Origin of the sequence: Nitrobacter hamburgensis X14, assembly GCF_000013885.1 — a bacterium.
GTDB lineage: Bacteria > Pseudomonadota > Alphaproteobacteria > Rhizobiales > Xanthobacteraceae > Nitrobacter > Nitrobacter hamburgensis.
This window is the reverse complement of the sequence record NC_007964.1, coordinates 3,801,846-3,821,475: the sequence shown is the minus strand read 5'-3', so window position 1 is coordinate 3,821,475 and position 19,630 is coordinate 3,801,846. Positions and strand designations below refer to the sequence as shown.

The window sequence follows — 19,630 nt, the reverse complement described above, 5'->3', positions numbered from 1 at the left end:
CTCCAGATGCCCGGTCTCATGGACGCGTTCAGCAACTCATGAAAAGGGTGTTGATAAATCGGCCTTGCGTTGATAGCGCGCGTTGCGTTGAGCGGTTGGCGCCAGAAAAAGTGTTGATAAACGGACTCGACGCCTCGCACCTCGGCACTATTGTCCAGTTAAGGGCGTCGCAGCGATCGCTCATATCCGGCCGCCATCCTTACGCAGACCCTCGATCCTTACGTTGCGCGGGACGCGGCGAGCAGGACGATCCCGTCCTTACCGCACGGTTCGTCGACCATCGCCAACAGAGCTGAAAACTACTGGGGGCAGTGCATAATTATCAGACACGCTGCGAAAAGCACGCGACGTGCGACATGACGCCACCCGGCCGCTGGCGTATCATGGGTGCGAAGAACCGTGAATGCGAACAAGTCTCGTCGAGCGGCTCGCCGTATTTGGGACAACTAACATCCCGGCCGCAAATAGAGTTGAAGCGAAACCCGAGGCCGCTTAGTATAGCGCACTCGCTGTTTGGTCACATTCAACAACATCCGGGAAAACGCCCTAGAATGCATGCTCTACTGAGAATCGTCGGAGTCATCACCTTGGTCGCCGGACTGGGCTTTATGGGGCAGGGCTTCCGCTTCTATAGCTTTCCCGCCGATAGTATCATGGTCAGGCATACGGAATGGGTCTACTACGGCGCTGCGATGGCTGTGGTCGGTTTTCTGCTGATCATTTTCTCACGGCCTTCCGAGGAACCGTAGAGTCGGGGTGTTGCGCGGGTAGAGCGGAGGGGCATCTGCTTTCGTTGGCATGGATGTGATTTGTCCCGGGGCCGAAAGGGATGCTGGTTGGCGGACATGCACTCTTACCCCAAACGCTCCGGATGATCATCCAAGAGAACTCCAGAACGCACCCAGTCGAACGCCTGATGGTAGAACCTCTTAAGGATGGCTGGACGGCGCAGTGGCGCGCGATTGAATCGAGTGCGACCGCATTCGTTGCCTTCCCGATTCGGCGATGCCACGGAGGCCGAGATCAACATTTTCTGTCGCAAGCGCCTGTCGGGACCCGTGATCGTATGTTGGCACGGGCGTTGGTTTCGACGGGGTAAGGTACTGCGTCGATGGGGGGAGGCCGGCTCAGGCGCGCTTGATCCGGTGGTGCCGTTCACTCGCTACGAGCGCGAGAAGCCCGGCGAATTGATCAACCTTCAATCAAGCGGCGGCTTGCGGTGTGTCCCTTCTGATCTGCTGTCGTGAACCGCACGGGATACCCCAAGCCTCGGGCGGCCATGTGTATCGTGGTGTGCTCAGGCCGGCGCGGGACTGAGCCGTGCCTGGGGGCATCCGCCCATTATGACCGTCGTGCGCCGGCGGCGCTGATGAGCGCGAACGATGGTTGAGTCGATCGTCAGTCATTCCAGGTGGGCTTCGCGCGCCAACACCACAAGCATGTCGTCCAGCCCACCATCTCGCATCCAGCGATGGTGGCGCTTCCTTGCGCGAATGGATCCATGCCGCACCGTTCGAAATACCGTGCCGCCGCGATGCCAGCATGACCTTGTGACTTCAAACATCACAAGAACTCCGGCCGCCATCGGCGGCAAGCCCCCAGTTTCGAAGCTCAAGGCTATGCTTCTCCGCCGGCATCGCCGCTGCCAATGGCGCCGCTCTGCCCGCTCGTCCCGCCGCAGCGCACCCGTCCCGGTTCGGAAAACGGCTGCACCCTTTTCAGCGGGCTGGCGGATGCCGGCACGGTCGAACAGATTGGGCTGACGATCACGCCGCGTGCGGCATCTGGGGGCGTGCGTGCGCTCCCGAGGGCAGTGCGCTGAGGGTCGCTTATATCAGGCGATACAGCTCTCGAACCCGTCGGCGATCGTCTTTTCCGGCAAATTACGGCCGATGAAAACGATGCGACTTTGGCGCTTTTCGTCTTCTTTCCAGGGCCGCTGATGGTCGCCGTCAAGAATCATATGGACGCCCTGGAACACGAAGCGCCGATCTTCGTCCTTGAAGGAAAGGATGCCCTTGCTGCGCAAAATGCTCGGGCCTTCCTTCTGTACCAGGTCTTCTACCCACGGGAAAAACTTATCGGCGTCGAGCGGCTTGTCGGTTTTGAGCGAAATCGATTGCATTTCCTCGTCGTGGTAGTGCTTGAGCCCGCCATGCTGGTCCTCGTGGTCATGATCATGATCATGGTGGTCATGGCCGTTGCCATGATCGTGATCGTGGCCATGGTCGTGATCGTGGCCATGGCTGTGATCCTTGGCGTCGAGGAAGGCCGGTTCGAAATCGAGAATGCGGTCGAGATCGAAGGCGTTGCGTTCCAGAATCTCGTTGAGCGGGATCTGTGCCCGTTGGGTCCTGTGCAGCTTCGCGTAGGGATTGATGCCGCGGATGCGCGCTTCGACCTCTGCCAGTTCGGCGGCCGAGACGAGATCGGTCTTGTTGATCAAGATCACGTCGGCGAAGGCGATCTGGTTCTTGGCTTCCGGAGCGTCCTTGAGCCTGTCGTTGAGCCACTTGGCGTCGGTGACGGTGACGACCGCATCGAGCTTGGTCTGCTTTCCGACATTCTCGTCGACGAAGAAGGTCTGCGCCACCGGCGCCGGATCGGCGAGGCCCGTGGTCTCCACGATGATGGCGTCGAACTTGCCCTTCCGCTTCATCAGGTCGCTGAGGATGCGCATGAGGTCGCCGCGCACGGTGCAGCAGATGCAACCGTTGTTCATCTCGAACACTTCCTCGTCGGCGCCGACGACAAGGTCGTTGTCGATGCCGATCTCGCCGAATTCGTTGACGATGACGGCGTATTTCTTGCCGTGCTGCTCCGAAAGGATGCGGTTGAGCAATGTGGTTTTGCCGGCGCCGAGATAGCCGGTCAGCACGGTGACCGGGATTTTGTCAGACATTTTGTTCCTCCGCTGGTCTGTCTATATAGGCATCCAGCCGTCTCGTATCAATTACCGTGAGGACTCGTTCCTCGGCGTCGGTCTTGCCGGCTGTCGCTTGTATAGCGGCCCGCCTTTATCTAGAGCGTTTTCGAGCGAAGTGGGTACCGGTTCGCGTGAAGAAAACGCGTCAAATCAAAATCATAGAGCCCGCTTCTGATTCCATCAGAAACGAAAAGGCTCTAGTTACGATCTGTTTCCTGCTTCGCTGCATCCGGCTGCGTATCGTCGGTTTCGCGCGTGAGTAGCCCGGCGCTCAACAGCCCGGCAATGAACATGTCCGGGCTGAGCGTTGAAACGTGAACGCCCTCCTGGTACATGCGATCCGCAACCGCTTCCATGTACACCTCATCGCTGAGGTTTTGTTCATTCCAGCTCGACTCACGCAGGCGTCGGATCGCCTCGACCGACGTTCCGGCCTCGATCAGCAGCCCCTGGTTGGTACGGTATCGCATAGGTTATTCTCTCCTTAGGCAACTGTTTCTGCGTCTCTGGCATTGGCCTTATCACAGGCTACCACGGCTTGTTCATGAGACGATCTTATCAGGCTGGTGCGCGGGAACTGTTTGTCCGGACGTCGCGTCCGCCACGACCGAGCCGTTGCTATGAAGAAATTCTGATCCTGTCGACTGAAAATATGATTTCACCGTTGCCCCTGATGGGGCCTGCGCCTCCGACGTCGGCAACCAAATGGTGAAGATCGTGCTCGCTCGGCGCGAGCCGCCGTGCGTTGCGGTTGATCGATCCGAAAAATGCCGGGGTAAGAAATTGCGATCGTGGCCACTCTCTATCGCGGCGCTACCGGTTCCCGGGCGCCCAGCACATCCCGCAATCCGATTTTCAGGCCTTGATGCGAGAGTGCGCACTCCCGCGCAACTCCAGATCACTCCGCGAGCACAACCATTTCGCCTTCGATGACCTGATATTCGGCAATAAGATCTGGACTGGCTTCCGAATCCACCGTGATTTCCGCGTCAGGAAGGCACTCCTTGACCACTCGGACAGCCTCGGCCTGGTCGGCGATGGCGACAAGGATGAATTCCTGGCGCAATGCGCCACTGGCGCCTCTGCCAGGCCTCACGGAACTGATCTTCCAACCTTTTATCATAGCTCAGTATGACATGGATTCGCGCGCGCGTATATATCCGTTCGGCAATCGCTTTTCGCGCCACGGTCGTTCGCTTTACCATTGCTTTTTTAAGGATGATCCAGTTGCCGCGGATCGAGACGACGGGCGGATTTCGAACATGGTGCGTTGCGGCAACGAAAGCCTGGCCGCCTCAGGCGATCGCGTGCGTCTATTGGTATAAATGATATAAGCCCGCCGTCGGCCTCGAAGTGCGAATGAAGTACGGCGCATCGCCGCCAAACCCGTCACTGCTCACGCGGGTGCATAATCCTCGCTGTTTTCGAGCGTATCGCGCGTTACTTTTGTCGGCCGGACACCATTGCCATTGAACCGGAAGTTCCGCGACGGTAAACGTGCGGCCTTCGCCCGAAGAGGTCATCCCATATGTCGGAAACTGCGCTGAGCGCGCTCGTCAACGTGTTGAACCGCCCCGTCCATCTCCCGAAGGTTGATCAGAGCGGATGCCTCTTCGTCGGGGAGCAGCCAACGCCATTCGTGACGCCAAGACTGGAAATCGAGGGGAGCGACCGATCGGCCTTGGAGAAGGAGATCGTTTTCATCGAGGCGTCCGCAGCGGTCGGTAAGAGCACGTTGGCGAGGGAACTGTCGGCGACACTCAAGGTGCCGATCCTTGACCTGGCCAATGTCCCCGTTTCCGCCGGTTCTCTCCGGACTTTGCTGGCTGATCTGGAAGCCGCCGACAAAAGCGATCCCATAACCGCGTTTCATGAGGGGAAAATTCCAGTCATCGTGGACGCTCTCGACGAAGGGAGGTTGTTGTCGAACGAGACGGGAATCGAGCAGTTTCTGGTATCCACCGCCGAATTCTTGCGGAGCGACCGGCATGTTACCTCGCGGCCCAAGCTGGTTTTCCTGGGGAGGTTCGAGTCGCTCGAGCTGGCGCGGCAGCACTTTGAGCTCACCGTGCCCGGGATTACGCACGTCACGGCTAACGTCGAGTTCTTCGACAAGGAGGGAGCCAGGCAACTGATCCATGCCTATGCCGCGAGCGCCGCTAGACCAGGCTCGCACTATCTGCAACACCCGGAACACGCGCAGGATTTCATAACCACCTACTTTGAGGCAATCGAAGCCGCGCTTGGTCTGCCGGAGGGAGAGCTTTGGCAGAACGAACGCGGCAAGGTATTCGCCGGATTCGCCCCGGTGCTTGCGGCGGTGGGGTCCATCCTGGCCGTGATCGATGATTTCACCACCGTTGCCAGAAACCTCAAGGCAAACCGTGGCCGCGAGGCATGGGGAGTAGTTGAGGCGGTCTTGTACGAGATACTGTGCCGCGAACAGGATAAGTTGCGGGACCTGCTGTGCGAGCAATGCGAGGCGGCGCTGCCGAACGCCGTTTATGACGTTGAGGAGCAATTGGCGTTGCTCGCGCAGTATATCGAGTCGAAGCCGCTCGAGGGCGCCGGCCGCGTCAGGCTTCCGCCATCCGACATGGAAAAATACAGAGAAATGGTCCGAACCTATCTGCCGCATCATCCATTCCTGCGACGGCATGAATTTGGGGATGCGGTATTGGGTATGAACGCGGTGTCACGCGCCGTTTATCACCACGGGACGATTTCCCGGGATCGGCTGATCAGCCTGTCGCGACAATGGCGTCAGTCGGGGCCAACGCGTCGGTCGTCGCGTTGATCGCGGGAGGCATGAGGGCTGCGAAGTCGCCGGTGGCTGCCGAGCGATAGTCTCATGCAAATGCGGCTATGTCGTTGGCGGTGTTAAGCGGCCCGTTGCGATCATCCACCACTGCGGCATCCGCAATCCGGTGACGGCGTCAAAGTCGTCATAGGGTTTGATATCGAGAACGGGCGTGCCGTCGTAGGCATCCAGTGCCTTGACGGTCAGAACGTTGTTGTCGCGTTTCAGCAACTCGACGACGGCCAGTCCGATCGGATTGGGCCGCTCCGGGCCGCGGGCGCAGAACACACCCACTTCCGGCAGATCGGCGCGGTGCCGGGGATGCGTGGTTAACGGAACGGGCTTGCCGACGAGTTGATCCATCCAAAACAGGATGATCAAGTGCGACCATTCCTCGATGCCGGTCAGGGTCGCCGCAAGGTCCTCGCGCACGACGATTTCAGCGACGATGTCGCGACGGGATATCCGCACGCTGTTTGTGAACCGGCTGCGCACGGTGGCTATGGATTGCATGCAAATCGTCATTTAGGACTACCGGGGTGTGGGATGATTGAGCCGGAGATATTGTCCGGCTGGAAGGTATCTGCGGTTCGTGGCCTCTGCCGGGCGCACTTTTACAATTACATTGCTCGAGGTCGAGCGTCCCGTGATTTTCGTACCTTATCGAAGCTCTTGCGCGAGGCATGGAACCCCAGTTTGACCGGCCTTGTCATCCTGACTGCTTATGATCGTGTCAGTCGGACTCAAGATTGTGCCCATTCCGTTCGCTGGTTGCGATGTCGAGCGCGCAGTGGAGGCATGCGATTCCCGCAGCGTGAGATGGAATGTGTCGCGAGCTTGCGCTTGAAGACTATGTCTTTAAGGCCTTCAAGTCTCAAGGCGATGAGCGTTGCATTTGCGCTTCGGCAAACGGTTTTCAAACAACCTGCCGCATGTGTCGCCGAACAGCTATCCAGCTTTCGAACCTGCGTATCTCATTACAGCGACCGCATTGCGCTGTATGACCGGTCGAGCGATGACTAGAACTTGGTACTTGGTCAAGAAAGAGTAAGGAGTCCGGTTGCTGATTGCGCGATCGAAACTGATCTCAAACTGATTGTCGACGCGCACCTTCACGTATTGACTTAGAAACCTCGACGAGACGCTTGATGCTGGCCGCAGAGATGCAATCAGTTCGCGTGATCGAATGGCTTTCGTCGTTGCCGCATAGCAGCATGAACGAGGCTTGCATCTTAAAATATACTCCTTTAAGAAAACGGCCGGTACGTAACGCGCTTGTTGGGCCCGTATCGAAGGTCGCCAGGTGCTGGTGCAGATTTATGACAAGGAGCGCGAGCGGCATGAAGATGTCGAAGGGTCAGATTGGTCGCCGGTTTAGCCGCCGGTTTCTGGGGGTAGCGTTTGGAATGGCGGCGCTGGCCGCTGGTGGATCGGTTTCTGCAGAGGAACTGGTCGGTCAACCGAATGCGTGGGGGCTTGACCTTCAAGCGGCGGCGTCGCCGGTGATGGAAAGCATCGCGAAGATGCACAGTGGGCTTGTGGTCGTGATCACGCTGATCACGCTGCTCGTGACGGCGCTTTTGGTGGTGGCGATGTTGAAGTTCAACGCGCGGGCCAACCCGGTGCCGTCGAAGACGACCCACAACACGATGATCGAGGTTGCGTGGACGATCATCCCGGTTTTGATTTTGGTTGGCATTGCGGTGCCGTCGTTCCGGCTGCTGTTCGAGCAGCTTGACATTCCGAAGGCCGACCTGACGGTGAAGGCGACCGGCAAGCAGTGGTACTGGAGCTACACCTATCCGGACAATGGCAAGTTCGAGTTCGACTCGCTGATGGCGGAGGACAAGAAGCCGCGGATGCTGGCCGTCGACAACGAGATGGTGGTTCCGGTGAACAAGGTGGTCGTGGTTCAGGTGACCGGGGCCGACGTGATTCATTCTTTTGGAGTTCCTGCGTTCGGCATCAAGGTGGATGCGATTCCGGGCCGTCTCAACGAGACCTGGTTCAAGGCCACCAAGACCGGCATGTTCTACGGCCAGTGCTCGGAGTTGTGCGGCCGGGATCACGCCTTCATGCCGATCGCGGTGCGGGTGGTGAGCGAGCAGGATTTTGCGGCCTGGGTTGAAACCGCGAAGAAGAAGTTTGCTTCGAACCCGGCGAACGCGGTGGCCTCGGCTGCCGACGTGATGCACTAGGCGCCGGCGTCAGGAGATTTTCTGACGAGGGCGACAACTTAAGGTTCGAAGGACTTCAAGGGACGAAAGACAGGATTAGACAATGGCAACAGCAACTGCTCACGATCATGCGCACGACGACGACCACGCGCACCACCCGACCGGGTGGCGGCGCTTTGCGTATTCGACCAATCACAAGGACATCGGGACCATGTACCTGGTGTTCGCCCTCGTTGCGGGGCTCATCGGCGGCCTGATGTCGATGGGCATCCGGGCGGAGCTGATGTTTCCCGGCGTGCAGGTTTTCCATCCTGCTCACGAGTACAACGTGTTTGTGACCAATCACGGCCTGATCATGATCTTCTTCATGGTGATGCCGGCGATGATCGGCGGCTTCGGCAACTGGTTCGTGCCGCTGATGATCGGGGCGCCGGACATGGCGTTTCCGCGCATGAACAACATCTCGTTCTGGCTGCTGCCGGCGGCGCTTGCGCTGCTGCTGATCTCGACGTTCGTGGAGGGCGAGCCGGGCTCCAGCGGTGCTGGCACGGGCTGGACGCTGTATCCGCCGTTGTCGACGAGCGGTCATCCGGGTCCGGCGGTGGACTTCGGCATTCTGTCGATCCATCTGGCCGGTGCCTCCTCGATTCTCGGCGCGATCAACTTCATCACCACGATCTTCAACATGCGCGCGCCTGGCATGACCATGCACAAGATGCCGCTGTTCGTATGGTCGATCCTGGTCACCGTGTTCCTGCTGCTGCTGGCGCTGCCGGTGCTGGCGGGCGCGATCACGATGCTGCTGACCGATCGTAACTTCGGCACCACGTTCTTCGCTCCCGATGGCGGCGGCGATCCGGTGTTGTTCCAGCATCTGTTCTGGTTCTTCGGTCATCCCGAGGTGTACATCCTGATTCTGCCCGGCTTCGGCATGATCAGCCATGTGATCTCGACCTTCTCGAAGAAGCCGATCTTCGGCTATCTCGGCATGGCCTATGCGATGGTCGCGATCGGCGGCGTCGGCTTCGTGGTGTGGGCGCACCACATGTACACGGTCGGCATGGTGTCGTCGGCGCAGGCCTATTTCGTCGCGGCGACCATGGTGATCGCGGTGCCGACCGGGGTGAAGGTGTTCTCGTGGATCGCCACCATGTGGGGCGGCTCGATCGAGTTCAGGGCGCCGATGCTGTTTGCGATCGGCTTCATCTTCCTGTTCACGGTCGGCGGCGTTACCGGCGTGGTGCTGGCCAATGCGGGCGTCGATCGCGTGATGCAGGAAACCTACTACGTCATCGCGCACTTCCACTACGTGATGGGCATTGCCGCGGTGTTCGCGATCTTCGCGGGCTGGTACTACTGGTTCCCGAAGATGTCCGGCTACATGTACAACGAGACCATCGCCAAGCTGCACTTCTGGTTGATGTTCATCGGCGCCAACGTCCTGTTCTTCCCGCAGCACTTCCTCGGACTGCAGGGCATGATGCGGCGCTCGGTCGACTATCCGGATGCGTTCGCGGGCTGGAACGAGATCTCGTCCTACGGTGCCTTCATCGCAGGGTCCGGCGTCCTGGTGTTCCTCTACGGCCTGATCGATGCCTTCGCGCGCAAGCAGAAGGCTGCGGACAATCCGTGGGGTGAAGGCGCCACCACGCTGGAGTGGACGCTGTCGTCGCCGCCGCCGTTCCACCAGTTCGGAACGCTGCCGAAGGTGCAGTAAGCAAGTCATGTGACTGTGCGCGGCGCGCCTGGTGCGCGCCGCGCACCCAACAAAGCGAACTGTATGCGGCGCGCTCGCCGCGCCGCGTACCTCAACAAAGTGAGTTGTGTCTTGCCGGTAGTCGATCAAAACGCCATTGAGCTGCCGCCCCGGATATCGGAGGCGAGCGTCGCCGATTACTTCGCGCTGCTGAAGCCACGGGTGATGTCGCTCGTGATCTTCACCGCGCTGGTCGGACTGATGATTGCGCCGGGCCATGTACACCCGGTGCTGGGCTTCACCGCGATCCTGTGCATCGCGGTCGGCGCCGGTGCCTCCGGCGCGCTGAACATGGCGCTCGAAGGCGATATCGACGTGCTGATGTCGCGCACGGCCAACCGGCCGATCCCGCGCGGCCGCATCACCCGCGGCGAGGCGATGGGGTTCGGCCTCACGCTGTCGTTCTTCTCGGTGATGACGCTCGGCGCCCTGGTCAACTGGTACGCCGGGGGATTGCTGGCCTTTACGATCTTTTTCTACGTGGTGATCTACACCATGGGGCTGAAGCGCCGGACCGCGCAGAACATCGTGATCGGCGGCGCCGCCGGCGCACTGCCGCCGGTGGTGGCGTGGGCGGCGGCGACGGGGTCGCTGTCGGTCGAGCCGCTGCTGCTGTTTTTGATCATCTTCTTCTGGACGCCGCCGCATTTCTGGGCGCTGGCGCTGTTCCGCTCCGACGATTATGCGCGCGCCGGCGTGCCGATGCTGCCGGTGGTCGCCGGCCCCGATGCGACGCGGCTGCAGATCCTGCTCTATACCATCGTGCTGGTGGCGATCGCCGCCGCGCCCTGGCCGCTCGGCTATTTCGACTGGGTTTATGGCGTCACCTCGCTGGTTCTCGGCGCCGGCATGCTGGTGCTCGCGATCAATGTCTATCGCCATCGCACCGGCAGCACGGCGCTGCGCGCCACGCGACGCCTGTTCGCATTTTCGATCCTCTATCTGTTCGCGCTGTTTGCCGTTCTGCTGCTCGATGTGCTTGCGAAGGCCGTCGCGCCGTTGATCTGGTAAGGGGGCGCATGGAGCGATGGACAACAAGCCGAAGCCGGACGAGATCGTTCTCACCGAGGCGCAGAAAAAGCGCCGGCGCGAGCGCTCGATCGCGATCGCCTGCGCGCTCGGAATCCTGGTCGTGCTGTTCTTCGCGGTCACACTCGTCAAGGGGCCGGGCGTCATCGTCCGTCCGATGTGATTGAAATGACCGACGCGCCACAGCACCCGCAGCAACCCGCCACCGGGACTCCCGCCACGCCGAAGGCCGCGCCGCGCGTGGGCCGCGACGTGAGGATCGGCGCGACCTGCGGCCTGCTGGTCGCGCTCATGGTCGGCGCCGCCTACGCCGCGGTGCCGTTCTACAACTGGTTCTGCCGCGCCACCGGTTTCAATGGAACCACGCAGGTCGCAAAAGTCGCGCCGAGCGCGGCACCGCTTGCGCGCACGGTGGCGGTGCGCTTCGACTCCAACATCTCCGGCGGGCTGCCGTGGAAGTTCGAGCCGGAACAGACCGAGATAAACGTCCGGATCGGCGAGGTCGCCACCGTATATTATACCGTCACCAACCATGCGGCGACCGCCACGACGGGGCAGGCGGCCTATAACGTCACGCCGCTGACGGTCGGATCGTATTTCACCAAGATCAACTGCTTCTGTTTCACCGAGCAGACCCTGGCGCCCGGTGAGAAGCGGGAGATGGCCGTCGTCTTCTATGTCGACCCGAGCTTCGCCGCCGACAGCGAAAATGACGGCGTCAGGACCATAACCCTGTCCTATACCTTCTTCCCGGTGAAGGACGCCGCGCCGAAGCCGGTGGCGGCGAGCGAACCGGACAGGCCAGGGGGAAGCATCTGACCTTCGACGGCTGACGCGTTTGGTTGCTGACGCGTTTTGTTTTTGGGATGGATTAGGTGCCAATTCAATCGGCACCGCTAACGCAGACGGAGAGAGACCGCAATGGCTACGGCGCAAGTCAAGCACGATTACCACCTTGTCGACCCGAGTCCGTGGCCGATCGTAGGCGCGACCGCGGCCTTCGTCATGGCCGTCGGCGCCATCCTGTGGATGCATCATCTGACCGCGGTCGCGCCGATCATTTTCGGCATCGGCGTGGTCGGCGTGCTCTACACCATGGCGAGCTGGTGGGCGGACGTGATCCGCGAAGCCGAGCACAAGGGCGACCACACCCGCGTGGTGCAGATCAGCCATCGCTACGGCATGATCCTGTTCATCACCTCCGAGGTGATGTTCTTCGTCGCCTGGTTCTGGGCCTTCTTCAATTCGGCGCTGTTCCCGGGCGATCCCGTGCACGCGACCCGCGAGGTGCTGTTCGGCGGCGTCTGGCCGCCCAAGGGCATCGAGACCTTCGACCCCTGGCACCTGCCGCTGCTCAACACCCTGCTCCTGCTGACCTCGGGCACCACGGTGACCTGGGCCCATCATGCCCTGCTCAATGGCGACCGCAAGGGACTGAAGTGGGGGCTGATCCTGACCATCGCGCTCGGCGCTACCTTTACCTGCGTGCAGGCCTACGAGTACTCTGAAGCGGCCTTCAGCTTCGCCGGCAACGTCTACGGCGCCACCTTCTTCATGGCCACCGGCTTCCACGGCTTCCATGTGCTGGTCGGCACCATCTTCCTGATCGTCTGCCTGTTCCGCGCCAATGCCGGACACTTCACGCCGACGCAGCACCTCGGCTTCGAATTCGCCGCCTGGTACTGGCATTTCGTCGACGTGGTGTGGTTGTTCCTGTTCGTCTGCATCTATGTCTGGGGCAACGGCGCCTCGGCCATGGCGCACGCCGCGCACTGATCCGGGACGCAAGCAGCTCAAATATGGAAAGGGCGGCCGCTGGGGCCGCCCTTTTCTCTTCCGGGGAATGTCCGATGTCCAATTTTTACGCCCGGGCGACCTTGTTCGAGGCCATCCTGCGCGGGGTCGCCTGCAAATGTCCGCGCTGCGGCAAGGGGAAGCTGTTTTCCGGGTTCCTGACGCTGCGGCCATCCTGCCAACGCTGCGAGCTGGATTACGCCTTCATCGATTCCGGCGACGGCCCCGCGGTGTTCATCATCCTGATCGGCGGCTTCATCGTCGTCGGCTGCGCCCTGATCGTCGAGGTCAAGTATCAGCCGCCATACTGGGTTCACGCCGCGCTCTGGATCCCGCTGATCCTCGCCGTCACCCTGGCGCCGCTGCGCGCCATGAAATCGCTGCTGATCAGCCTGCAATTCCACCACAAGGCCGCCGAAGGCCGCTCCATCCGGCCAAACCCATGACCAAGCTCGCAAACAAAAGCGGGCTCGGCCTTGGTCTCTTTACGCTGGCGGTGATCGCTCTGTTCATCGGTCTCGGCGTGTGGCAACTGCAGCGCCGCGCCGAAAAGCACGCGCTGATCGCGGCGCTCACCGAGCGGCTGGCCGCCACGCCCAGCGCCTTGCCCCCGCTGGCAGACTGGGCGGCATTGTCGCCGGCCAGGGACGAGTTTCGCCGCGTGAGCTTTTCGGCGACTTACGAGTCGCGGCCCGACGCAATGGTCTACAGCTCCGGGTCGGCGGTGCGCCCCGATGTCGGTCTTGGCACTTGGGCATTTCTGCCGGCGCAACTGCCGAACGGCCGCACTGTTATTGTCAATACGGGTTTTGTGCAAAACACCATGCAGGACCGCAGCCAGCAGGATCGTGCCGTGAGGCCGCTGGTGACTGGCCAGTCTGTCGCGATGACTGGCTATCTCCGCTTCCCGGAGAAAGCTGGTCTGCTGATGCCGCCACCGACTCGCGACAAGCGGCTGTGGTTCTCCCGCGATATCGGCGAGATGGCGCAGGATCTCGGCTGGAAAAACGTTGCACCCTTCTACATCGACCTTGAGATGCCGGTGCCTGCGAGCGGCGTTCCGAAGCCCGGGCCGCTCAACGTGCATCTGAAGGACGATCACATGCAATACGCCATCACCTGGTTCGGCCTCGCCGCCGCCCTGCTGGTCGCCTTTGGCGTGTGGTGGCGCAGCCAGCGGCGTTCGACGTAGCTCGCAAATTTTCCCCGACTGGTGCGCGACTTTTTTTATATGCCCAGATAATATTGGCGTCCTGCGCGGTAAGGCGTGGTCGGCGCTTATGTGCGAGAAGTCCAGCTTCTTCAGGAACGTCGAATAATTGCGCTCGTGACAGTCAACCGGCGGCCTTGCCGCACATCCTTCGACATTCGCGCCAGACGAAGTTCGGTCGCCGGATAGTCCGCCCCAATTCTCCCGTTGATCCCGTGGCCAAGTCCTCCTCGGTCCAAGGAATCATGGTTTGCGCAGTGGAGGACCATCCCGATGAGTCACGATCCGCCCATCGGTAACGCCTCCACGGCGAGCCGGAGCGACCTCGTCTCGACACCACAGCACCGGCATCAAGCCGCCGGCATGCCTTGATGGATCGCTTTCCTGACTTCCATGCGGAACTCCGGCGTGTCCTTCTGGCCATGCACCGTTGTCGCGTGCTGCACGGCAGCGTTCACGAGTTCATCCTCGCTGTCGGCCGAAATGGAAACAGTGCATTTCATCTCGCTCGGGAATTCCCGGCAATCAATGTACTTCCGTGTCATTTTTGTCTCCCAATGTTCGGAGCCCTCCCTTATGCCGATGTCCTAAAATACACCCGCGGGATTGGCCGAACAAATCACAAAGCAGCCGTCTCCATGGTGACGATGCCCCGTCGCCACAACCTGTCTCGGCCCTCCAGAGCGTTTTTCGAGTAAGGCATGTCCTCGGGCTCGACCCGAGGGATGGGTACCGGTTCGCAGGAAGAAAACGCGTCAAATCAAAATCATAGAGCCCGCTCCTGATTCCATCAGAAGCGAAAGGCTCCAGACTAATCATCCCAAGACAGACATCCCCCGCACGCCTATACACCTTGAGGTTGCCGGATATGCTGGTTCCCAATTTATCAGCACCAATGCGGGCGATCTATTTCTTCTGTCTTCGTTGGTGCCGGCAGGCTGACGGTGGAGGCGAAGGACAGCTCAACTGCTTCGGCGAAAGCCGCGGGGGTGGGGCGGCGCGACCGGATCGTGCGTTTGCAATTCTACCGCTGATACCGTGCTCGAATCTTTTCTCAGTCCCAAGAATTTTTCTCAGTCCTAGGAATCATGATTTGCGATGCGGAGGGATCTCCCGATGAGTCACACTCCGATGCCATCGGTATAAGCTCGCAGGAAGACGACTGTGCGGCGGTGCGGATGTTCCGCGGCGGCTGTTATTGCTGTCGGGATTGTTGATAACATAATGTGGCCGCTTCGAGCGCGGGCACCAACCCGGCCCGACATAGGTCAGAAAAGTTCGGCCGTTGATCGGCTCATTCGATCGGCGGGGGCCGCGGATCCGGTTATGGCGCGATCGCATCGCCTCCCGTCGCCTACGTCATGCGGTAATAGCGATCGAACATGATCCATAGCGTGCCGCCGACCAGAATCAGGAGCACGACGGCGGCGAAGCAGAGCGCGACCAGTTTATTCTGCGATGACGGTTTGAAGTCGAGATGCAGGAAGTACCTCAAGTGGACGACGACCTGTGCAATCGCCGCGACGCCGATGATGACAAAGGTCTGTATCGGCGGCAGCGTGTGAGCAGCGACGAGGCCGAATGGAATCGCGGTCAGCGCCAACGCTAGAACGACGCCGATAAGGTACGACTTGATCGTGACATCCGCGCGGCGCGGCAGAGTCGGTCTTTCGGACGATCGCGGCGCGGCCGCCATGCTAGAGAAGCCCCGGCAGGTAAACGAGGGAGAAGATGTTGACCCAGACGATAACGAGGAAGTGCCAGAACAGGCCCAGCCGGTAGAGGCGCGAGGCAGCAAACGGGGTCAGCCCGCGCACTGTGACCTCGCATCCCAAGAGAACGATCCAGACCAGGCCGATGCTGACGTGAGCGCCGTGGGTGCCGACCAGCGTGAAGAAGGCCGAGAGAAAACCACTCCGCCACGGGCCGGCGTCGGCGACGGCCATGCTATAGAATTCCGAAATCTCCATGGCGACGAAGCCGAATCCGAGCAGGAACGTCACGCCCAGCCAGACCACGGTGCGTCGACGTTGGCCGGCTGCGATCGCAACGCTGGCGAATCCGAAGGTCGCGCTGCTCGCCAGCAGTAGCATGGTTTCGGCAAAGATGCGTGGGAGCCGGAATAACGTGTGTCCGGCAGGCCCGTCAGCGGTGCTATGCGCCATCGCCACAAAGATTACGAACAGCAGCGCAAAGACGATCGCGTCGCCCATCAGGCAGAGCCAGAAGCCGTAGGTCTTCTCCTCGATGGCGCGTTGGGCTGTTTCGGCTTCTGTTTCATCGCCGTGATCGGCGGTGACGACGGCGTCGGTCACGTCGGCGCCTCAAGTGCGAGTGCGGGGGATATAGCGCGGCGGCTCTCGATTGCTTCGACTTCGCTCGCCGGGATGCGATGCTCGGCGTGATCATGGAACGTCTGCGACAGCGCCGCGGCAAACATGCCCAGCCCTCCAACGGCGGCCAGCCACCAGATTTGCCAGATCATTGCAAAGGCGAATACGAACGACATCGCACCAAGCACGATTCCGGCACCGCTATCGTCGGGCATGATAATGTCGTGAAAGCGGGCGGGTCCGCGGTCCGCCGCTCGCGTCTGCTTCATGGTCCACCATGAATCAATGCCATGCACCTGTGGCACGACGGCGAAATTGTAGGCCGCCGGCGGCGAGGCGGTCGCCCATTCGAGTGTCCTGCCGTTCCACGGATCGCCGCTCGAGCCTGCAAGCGCCGCGCGGTCGCGGATGCTGACGGCGATCTGGATGGCGAGGCAGGCGATGCCGCACATGATGAAGAGGACGCCGAATTGGGCGACGATGAGATACGGCTGCCAGTCGGCGACAGCGTTGCGATTGAGGCGCTGCGGCATGCCCATGAGGCCGAGAACATACAGCGGCATGAAGGCCAGACAGAAGCCGATGATCCAGCACCAGAAGGCTCGTCGGCCCCACTTTTCCTCGAGACGAAAGCCGAACGCTTTGGGAAACCAATACTGGTAGCCGGCGAAATAGCCGAACAGCGCGCCGGGGATCAGCAAATTGTGGAAATGCGCCACCCGGAAAGTGGTGTTGTGCATATCAGACGGTGCGACCGCGAACAAAAAGCCGGTCATGCCGCCTACGAGGAACGTTATGACAAACCCAAGCGTAAACAGCATCGGCACCGAGAATTGCACGCGGCCGCGATACATCGTGAGCAACCAGCCGACGATCGTCACGACTGTCGGCACGGCGATGAGCGGGGCCGCGCTGCCAAAGAAGGCGTTCACGTCGGCGCCTGAACCCATGGTGAAGAAATGGTGCAGCCAGACGACGAACGAGAGCGCGGTGATGGCCACGGTGGAGTAGACGAGCGGGGTGTAGCCGGACAATCGCCTGCCCGAGAAAGTTGCCACGACTTCGGAATAGATGCCAAACGCCGGCAAAATCAGGATGTAGACGTGGGGATGACCCCAGATCCAGAACAGGCTGACATAGTTCGTGACGTTGCCGCCTTCGCCGGTGAAGAAGTGCATGCCGAGATGGCGATCGAGACCAAGCAGTGCAGCGGCAACGATCAAGGCCGGATAGGCGAATATTATCAATATGCCGGTGCATAGCGCCGTCCACGTGAACAGCGGCATCATCATCAGCCGCATGCCGGGTGCGCGACGCTTGACGATGGTGACGAGAAAATTGAGTCCGCTCAGCATCGCGCCGACGCTGCTGAGCAGGATTGCCCAGATCCAGTAGTCGACGCCGACGCCCGGACTGAGTTGCACTCCCGATTGGGGCGGGTAAGCGGTCCAGTAGGCAGTGGAGAACTTGCCGACAACCAGCGAGATCATCACCAGGGCGGCGCCGGACGCGGTCAGCCACAGGCTCGCCGAGTTCATGAACGGAAACGCCATTTGGCGCGCACCGATCTGCTGCGGAACGACGATGTTGAACAGGCCGAGCACAAACGGCATCGCCACGAAGAACATCATGATGGTGGCGTGGGACGTGAAGATCTGATCGAAATGCTCCGGCGGCAGATAGCCGTGCGGTTCGAATGCGAACGCCTGCTGGGTCCGTATCATCAGGGCGTCGATGACGCCGCGCACCAGCATGATCAGCGCCAGTGCCACGTACATGATGCCGATTTTCTTGTGGTCGAGGCTCGTCAGCCATTCGGTCCACAGATAGCGCCATCGGCCGAGCCACGTGATGAGCACGACCACGCCCAGCACGCCGCACACGACGGTCAGCGCACCTGCCATGGCGATGCCGCTATAAAACGGCAGGGCGTCAATCGTCAGCTTACCGAACATATCAATTGGTCTTCGGACAGGGAGGGGTGCTGTCGCGACTTATAACGGAATGGGTCGATGCATTCTCCAGCATTTCGAGAGTACCGAGTAGGACCACGAGGTCAATTGAAATCGCGGGCGGGTCGTGCAGATCGATACAGTATCTGCGTATGTCATTGACATATATATTGATTCCTGGCGCAATCGATATTGTCTGCGCGGGATACTGAACTGCAGTGTCCGGCCGCGACAGGTCATCCGCCGGTCGGCGGCGCGTCGCCGGCAGCAGGCCCCGGCGACGAAACGGGACAGGCTCTCGTGGATGCTGTCGAAAGACGACTCGGGGCTCATCGAGGGGCCGAATTGGATACGCGGTCCGCCATCCATTGGCGTTCGCCATCGACCGCGAAGGGGGCATATTCGAGTGAAGCGGGGGCGAACGGAAAGGTCGATCGCCGGGCTACACAGGCTTGCCGGGCGGCGTCTCTTTTAGACACTTGGGTTTAGAGCCTTTATCGCTTCCGATGGAATCAGAAGCGGGAGCCCGGCTTTGATTGCATCAAAGCCGGGCTGGTTCTAGTCGTCTTGCGCGCTCTCCAGGTCTTTCACCTTGAGGCCGTGTTCGATGAAAAAACGATATTGTCTGGAATTTTCCTCGTAGAACGGTTTGTCTTCTACTGGTCCGTACAGCTCAAAGGCGTAGTTGTTAAACTCACCGGATGGCGACTCGTCCTTGACCGAGGCCATTTCCAAAATCACGCCAAAAGACGGGGCGCGCAGAACCCTCAATTGATCGATCAGCTTGGTTGCCGCCTTGACGGACGTCCGCTGCAAGGTCAGCACCGCAGGCGGCCAATTTTGCCGATCCGGAAATGAACATACGATCGAATACATGCGCGCGGCGGCAGGCGGCGAATTAGGGTCGTTCGGATTATAGCTGCCCCGTTTATTCAGACCCGACGCCGCCACCGTACGGCCAGTCCGCCATGTCACGTCGTCGCCATTCTTGAGCTTGACCGTAAACTCGGTATCGGCGGGCGTCCAATGCTTGCCGTCGTCGGCCCGAGCAAGAATTCCGCCGCCTGCCTCCCGCGGGCGCCACAGAATGAAGCACCAGTTGATAAAAACCGGGCAGATGCGAATGCTCGGTCCGATGTTTTTGCCGAGCAGGCTGTGCCAAAACTCGCCCTGCCTGGCGTCCTCGAATTGTGCAAGCTCAGGCGACGAGGCCTGAAGCAATTTCAGTCGCGGCACTTCCACGTTGCCAAGGCTGCCAAGACCAGGATGGTCCTGCAGGAACGCGGGCAAGTGCGACTTAGCCATGATGGTCTCCTAGGCCGTGGGGAGGGAACTCCGGCACATGATTGAGGATTCCGCGCCGGGCTTCAATGTAATTGATGGATCGCCGGCCATTTCGATGGCCCGTGTGTCCGCCACGATCGACGGGACTGGATTTGCGCTGCAGTTGTGTTCTGCAGTTGTGTCTGCGTCTCATTGCCGCGCCGCGGCCAATGGCAGCGCGTCTATTGCGGAGACTTGGTCTCACCGTGGCCGTGTCGCGCCGTTGTCTCGATTTACGATTAAGTACTTGATAAGCCGATGAGCAGGAAGCGCAATCTGAGCCTTGCGCACCAAGCTGTCGATGCGCTCGCGCAGGCTGGGAATATACGA

Annotated in this window: 19 protein-coding genes; 10 read left to right on the top strand and 9 right to left on the bottom strand. The window is 60.5% G+C overall.

Features of this window, described 5'->3' with window-relative positions:
* Window positions 1–587 precede the first annotated feature (587 nt).
* Window positions 588–749, top strand: a complete 162-nt coding sequence (locus tag NHAM_RS17800; RefSeq protein ID WP_245269935.1) for a hypothetical protein — start codon at window positions 588–590, stop codon at window positions 747–749.
* 1,085 nt (window positions 750–1,834) lie between these two features.
* Here NHAM_RS17800 and NHAM_RS17790 read toward each other — a convergent pair.
* The 3 genes from NHAM_RS17790 to NHAM_RS26900 form a co-directional block, all read right to left on the bottom strand.
* Complete coding sequence (locus tag NHAM_RS17790) at window positions 1,835–2,902, bottom strand: CobW family GTP-binding protein (protein ID WP_011511839.1); 1,068 nt, start codon at window positions 2,900–2,902, stop codon at window positions 1,835–1,837.
* Window positions 2,903–3,123: 221 nt separating this feature from the next.
* Entirely contained in the window at window positions 3,124–3,396 is a 273-nt protein-coding gene (locus NHAM_RS17785) for a hypothetical protein (RefSeq protein ID WP_011511838.1), read from the bottom strand.
* Between the two features lie 428 nt (window positions 3,397–3,824).
* Window positions 3,825–3,992, bottom strand: a complete 168-nt coding sequence (locus NHAM_RS26900) for a hypothetical protein (RefSeq protein ID WP_198136952.1) — start codon at window positions 3,990–3,992, stop codon at window positions 3,825–3,827.
* Window positions 3,993–4,454: 462 nt separating this feature from the next.
* Between NHAM_RS26900 and NHAM_RS17775 the strand changes: the two genes are divergently transcribed.
* Window positions 4,455–5,723 (top strand): hypothetical protein, encoded by a 1,269-nt coding sequence (locus NHAM_RS17775; protein WP_011511836.1) that lies wholly within the window; start codon window positions 4,455–4,457, stop codon window positions 5,721–5,723.
* Window positions 5,724–5,789: 66 nt separating this feature from the next.
* On the opposite strand, the gene tsaA is transcribed toward NHAM_RS17775, so the two are convergent.
* Entirely contained in the window at window positions 5,790–6,239 is a 450-nt protein-coding gene (gene tsaA / locus NHAM_RS17770; RefSeq protein WP_157043673.1) for a tRNA (N6-threonylcarbamoyladenosine(37)-N6)-methyltransferase TrmO, read from the bottom strand.
* Between the two features lie 827 nt (window positions 6,240–7,066).
* On the opposite strand from tsaA, the gene coxB reads away from it, so the two are divergent.
* From coxB to NHAM_RS17730, 8 genes are all read left to right on the top strand, one after another.
* Window positions 7,067–7,924 (top strand): cytochrome c oxidase subunit II, encoded by an 858-nt coding sequence (coxB, locus tag NHAM_RS17765; RefSeq protein ID WP_011508859.1) that lies wholly within the window; start codon window positions 7,067–7,069, stop codon window positions 7,922–7,924.
* An 82-nt stretch (window positions 7,925–8,006) separates the two neighbouring features.
* Window positions 8,007–9,620, top strand: coding sequence for a cytochrome c oxidase subunit I (gene ctaD, locus NHAM_RS17760; protein WP_011508860.1), 1,614 nt, complete (start codon window positions 8,007–8,009; stop codon window positions 9,618–9,620).
* A gap of 111 nt (window positions 9,621–9,731) precedes the next feature.
* A complete protein-coding gene (locus tag NHAM_RS17755; protein WP_041358582.1) occupies window positions 9,732–10,670 on the top strand; it encodes a heme o synthase in 939 nt (312 codons plus the stop codon).
* A gap of 16 nt (window positions 10,671–10,686) precedes the next feature.
* A complete protein-coding gene (locus NHAM_RS17750; protein WP_011508862.1) occupies window positions 10,687–10,851 on the top strand; it encodes a hypothetical protein in 165 nt (54 codons plus the stop codon).
* Window positions 10,852–10,856: 5 nt separating this feature from the next.
* Complete coding sequence (locus NHAM_RS17745) at window positions 10,857–11,507, top strand: cytochrome c oxidase assembly protein (protein ID WP_011508863.1); 651 nt, start codon at window positions 10,857–10,859, stop codon at window positions 11,505–11,507.
* A gap of 102 nt (window positions 11,508–11,609) precedes the next feature.
* Window positions 11,610–12,464, top strand: a complete 855-nt coding sequence (locus tag NHAM_RS17740; RefSeq protein ID WP_011508864.1) for a cytochrome c oxidase subunit 3 — start codon at window positions 11,610–11,612, stop codon at window positions 12,462–12,464.
* 74 nt (window positions 12,465–12,538) lie between these two features.
* Window positions 12,539–12,928: a DUF983 domain-containing protein gene (locus NHAM_RS17735; protein ID WP_011508865.1), complete on the top strand. Its 390-nt coding sequence runs from the start codon at window positions 12,539–12,541 to the stop codon at window positions 12,926–12,928.
* A complete protein-coding gene (locus tag NHAM_RS17730) occupies window positions 12,925–13,674 on the top strand; it encodes an SURF1 family protein (RefSeq protein WP_011511834.1) in 750 nt (249 codons plus the stop codon). The genes NHAM_RS17735 and NHAM_RS17730 overlap by 4 nt, the downstream gene beginning before the upstream one ends.
* Before the next feature lie 368 nt (window positions 13,675–14,042).
* On the opposite strand, the gene NHAM_RS17725 is transcribed toward NHAM_RS17730, so the two are convergent.
* The 5 genes from NHAM_RS17725 to NHAM_RS17705 all read right to left on the bottom strand — a co-directional run bounded on the left by NHAM_RS17725 (window position 14,043) and on the right by NHAM_RS17705 (window position 19,267).
* Entirely contained in the window at window positions 14,043–14,237 is a 195-nt protein-coding gene (locus tag NHAM_RS17725; RefSeq protein ID WP_011511833.1) for a DUF1059 domain-containing protein, read from the bottom strand.
* 809 nt (window positions 14,238–15,046) lie between these two features.
* Window positions 15,047–15,388 (bottom strand): cytochrome o ubiquinol oxidase subunit IV, encoded by a 342-nt coding sequence (cyoD, locus tag NHAM_RS17720; RefSeq protein ID WP_011511832.1) that lies wholly within the window; start codon window positions 15,386–15,388, stop codon window positions 15,047–15,049.
* Window position 15,389: 1 nt separating this feature from the next.
* On the bottom strand, window positions 15,390–16,007 hold the full coding sequence (locus NHAM_RS17715; RefSeq protein ID WP_011511831.1) for a cytochrome c oxidase subunit 3: 618 nt from the start codon (window positions 16,005–16,007) through the stop codon (window positions 15,390–15,392).
* Window positions 16,004–17,980, bottom strand: coding sequence for a cbb3-type cytochrome c oxidase subunit I (locus NHAM_RS17710; RefSeq protein WP_011511830.1), 1,977 nt, complete (start codon window positions 17,978–17,980; stop codon window positions 16,004–16,006). The genes NHAM_RS17715 and NHAM_RS17710 overlap by 4 nt, the downstream gene beginning before the upstream one ends.
* Window positions 17,981–18,535: 555 nt before the next feature.
* The gene (locus NHAM_RS17705; protein WP_245269934.1) at window positions 18,536–19,267 is read right to left on the bottom strand and encodes a hypothetical protein; all 732 of its coding nucleotides are present in this window, start codon (window positions 19,265–19,267) and stop codon (window positions 18,536–18,538) included.
* Window positions 19,268–19,630 lie beyond the last annotated feature (363 nt).

Bases quoted from the DNA above. Each gene is read 5' to 3' on its own strand.
- NHAM_RS17790 (WP_011511839.1), bottom strand. From the start codon at position 2,902: ATGTCTGACAAAATCCCGGTCACCGTGCTGACCGGCTATCTCGGCGCC.
- NHAM_RS17785 (WP_011511838.1), bottom strand. From the start codon at position 3,396: ATGCGATACCGTACCAACCAGGGGCTGCTGATCGAGGCCGGAACGTCG.
- NHAM_RS17775 (WP_011511836.1), top strand. From the start codon at position 4,455: ATGTCGGAAACTGCGCTGAGCGCGCTCGTCAACGTGTTGAACCGCCCC.
- tsaA (WP_157043673.1), bottom strand. From the start codon at position 6,239: ATGCAATCCATAGCCACCGTGCGCAGCCGGTTCACAAACAGCGTGCGG.
- coxB (WP_011508859.1), top strand. From the start codon at position 7,067: ATGAAGATGTCGAAGGGTCAGATTGGTCGCCGGTTTAGCCGCCGGTTT.
- ctaD (WP_011508860.1), top strand. From the start codon at position 8,007: ATGGCAACAGCAACTGCTCACGATCATGCGCACGACGACGACCACGCG.
- NHAM_RS17750 (WP_011508862.1), top strand. From the start codon at position 10,687: ATGGACAACAAGCCGAAGCCGGACGAGATCGTTCTCACCGAGGCGCAG.
- NHAM_RS17745 (WP_011508863.1), top strand. From the start codon at position 10,857: ATGACCGACGCGCCACAGCACCCGCAGCAACCCGCCACCGGGACTCCC.
- NHAM_RS17740 (WP_011508864.1), top strand. From the start codon at position 11,610: ATGGCTACGGCGCAAGTCAAGCACGATTACCACCTTGTCGACCCGAGT.
- NHAM_RS17735 (WP_011508865.1), top strand. From the start codon at position 12,539: ATGTCCAATTTTTACGCCCGGGCGACCTTGTTCGAGGCCATCCTGCGC.
- NHAM_RS17730 (WP_011511834.1), top strand. From the start codon at position 12,925: ATGACCAAGCTCGCAAACAAAAGCGGGCTCGGCCTTGGTCTCTTTACG.
- NHAM_RS17725 (WP_011511833.1), bottom strand. From the start codon at position 14,237: ATGACACGGAAGTACATTGATTGCCGGGAATTCCCGAGCGAGATGAAA.
- cyoD (WP_011511832.1), bottom strand. From the start codon at position 15,388: ATGGCGGCCGCGCCGCGATCGTCCGAAAGACCGACTCTGCCGCGCCGC.
- NHAM_RS17710 (WP_011511830.1), bottom strand. From the start codon at position 17,980: ATGTTCGGTAAGCTGACGATTGACGCCCTGCCGTTTTATAGCGGCATC.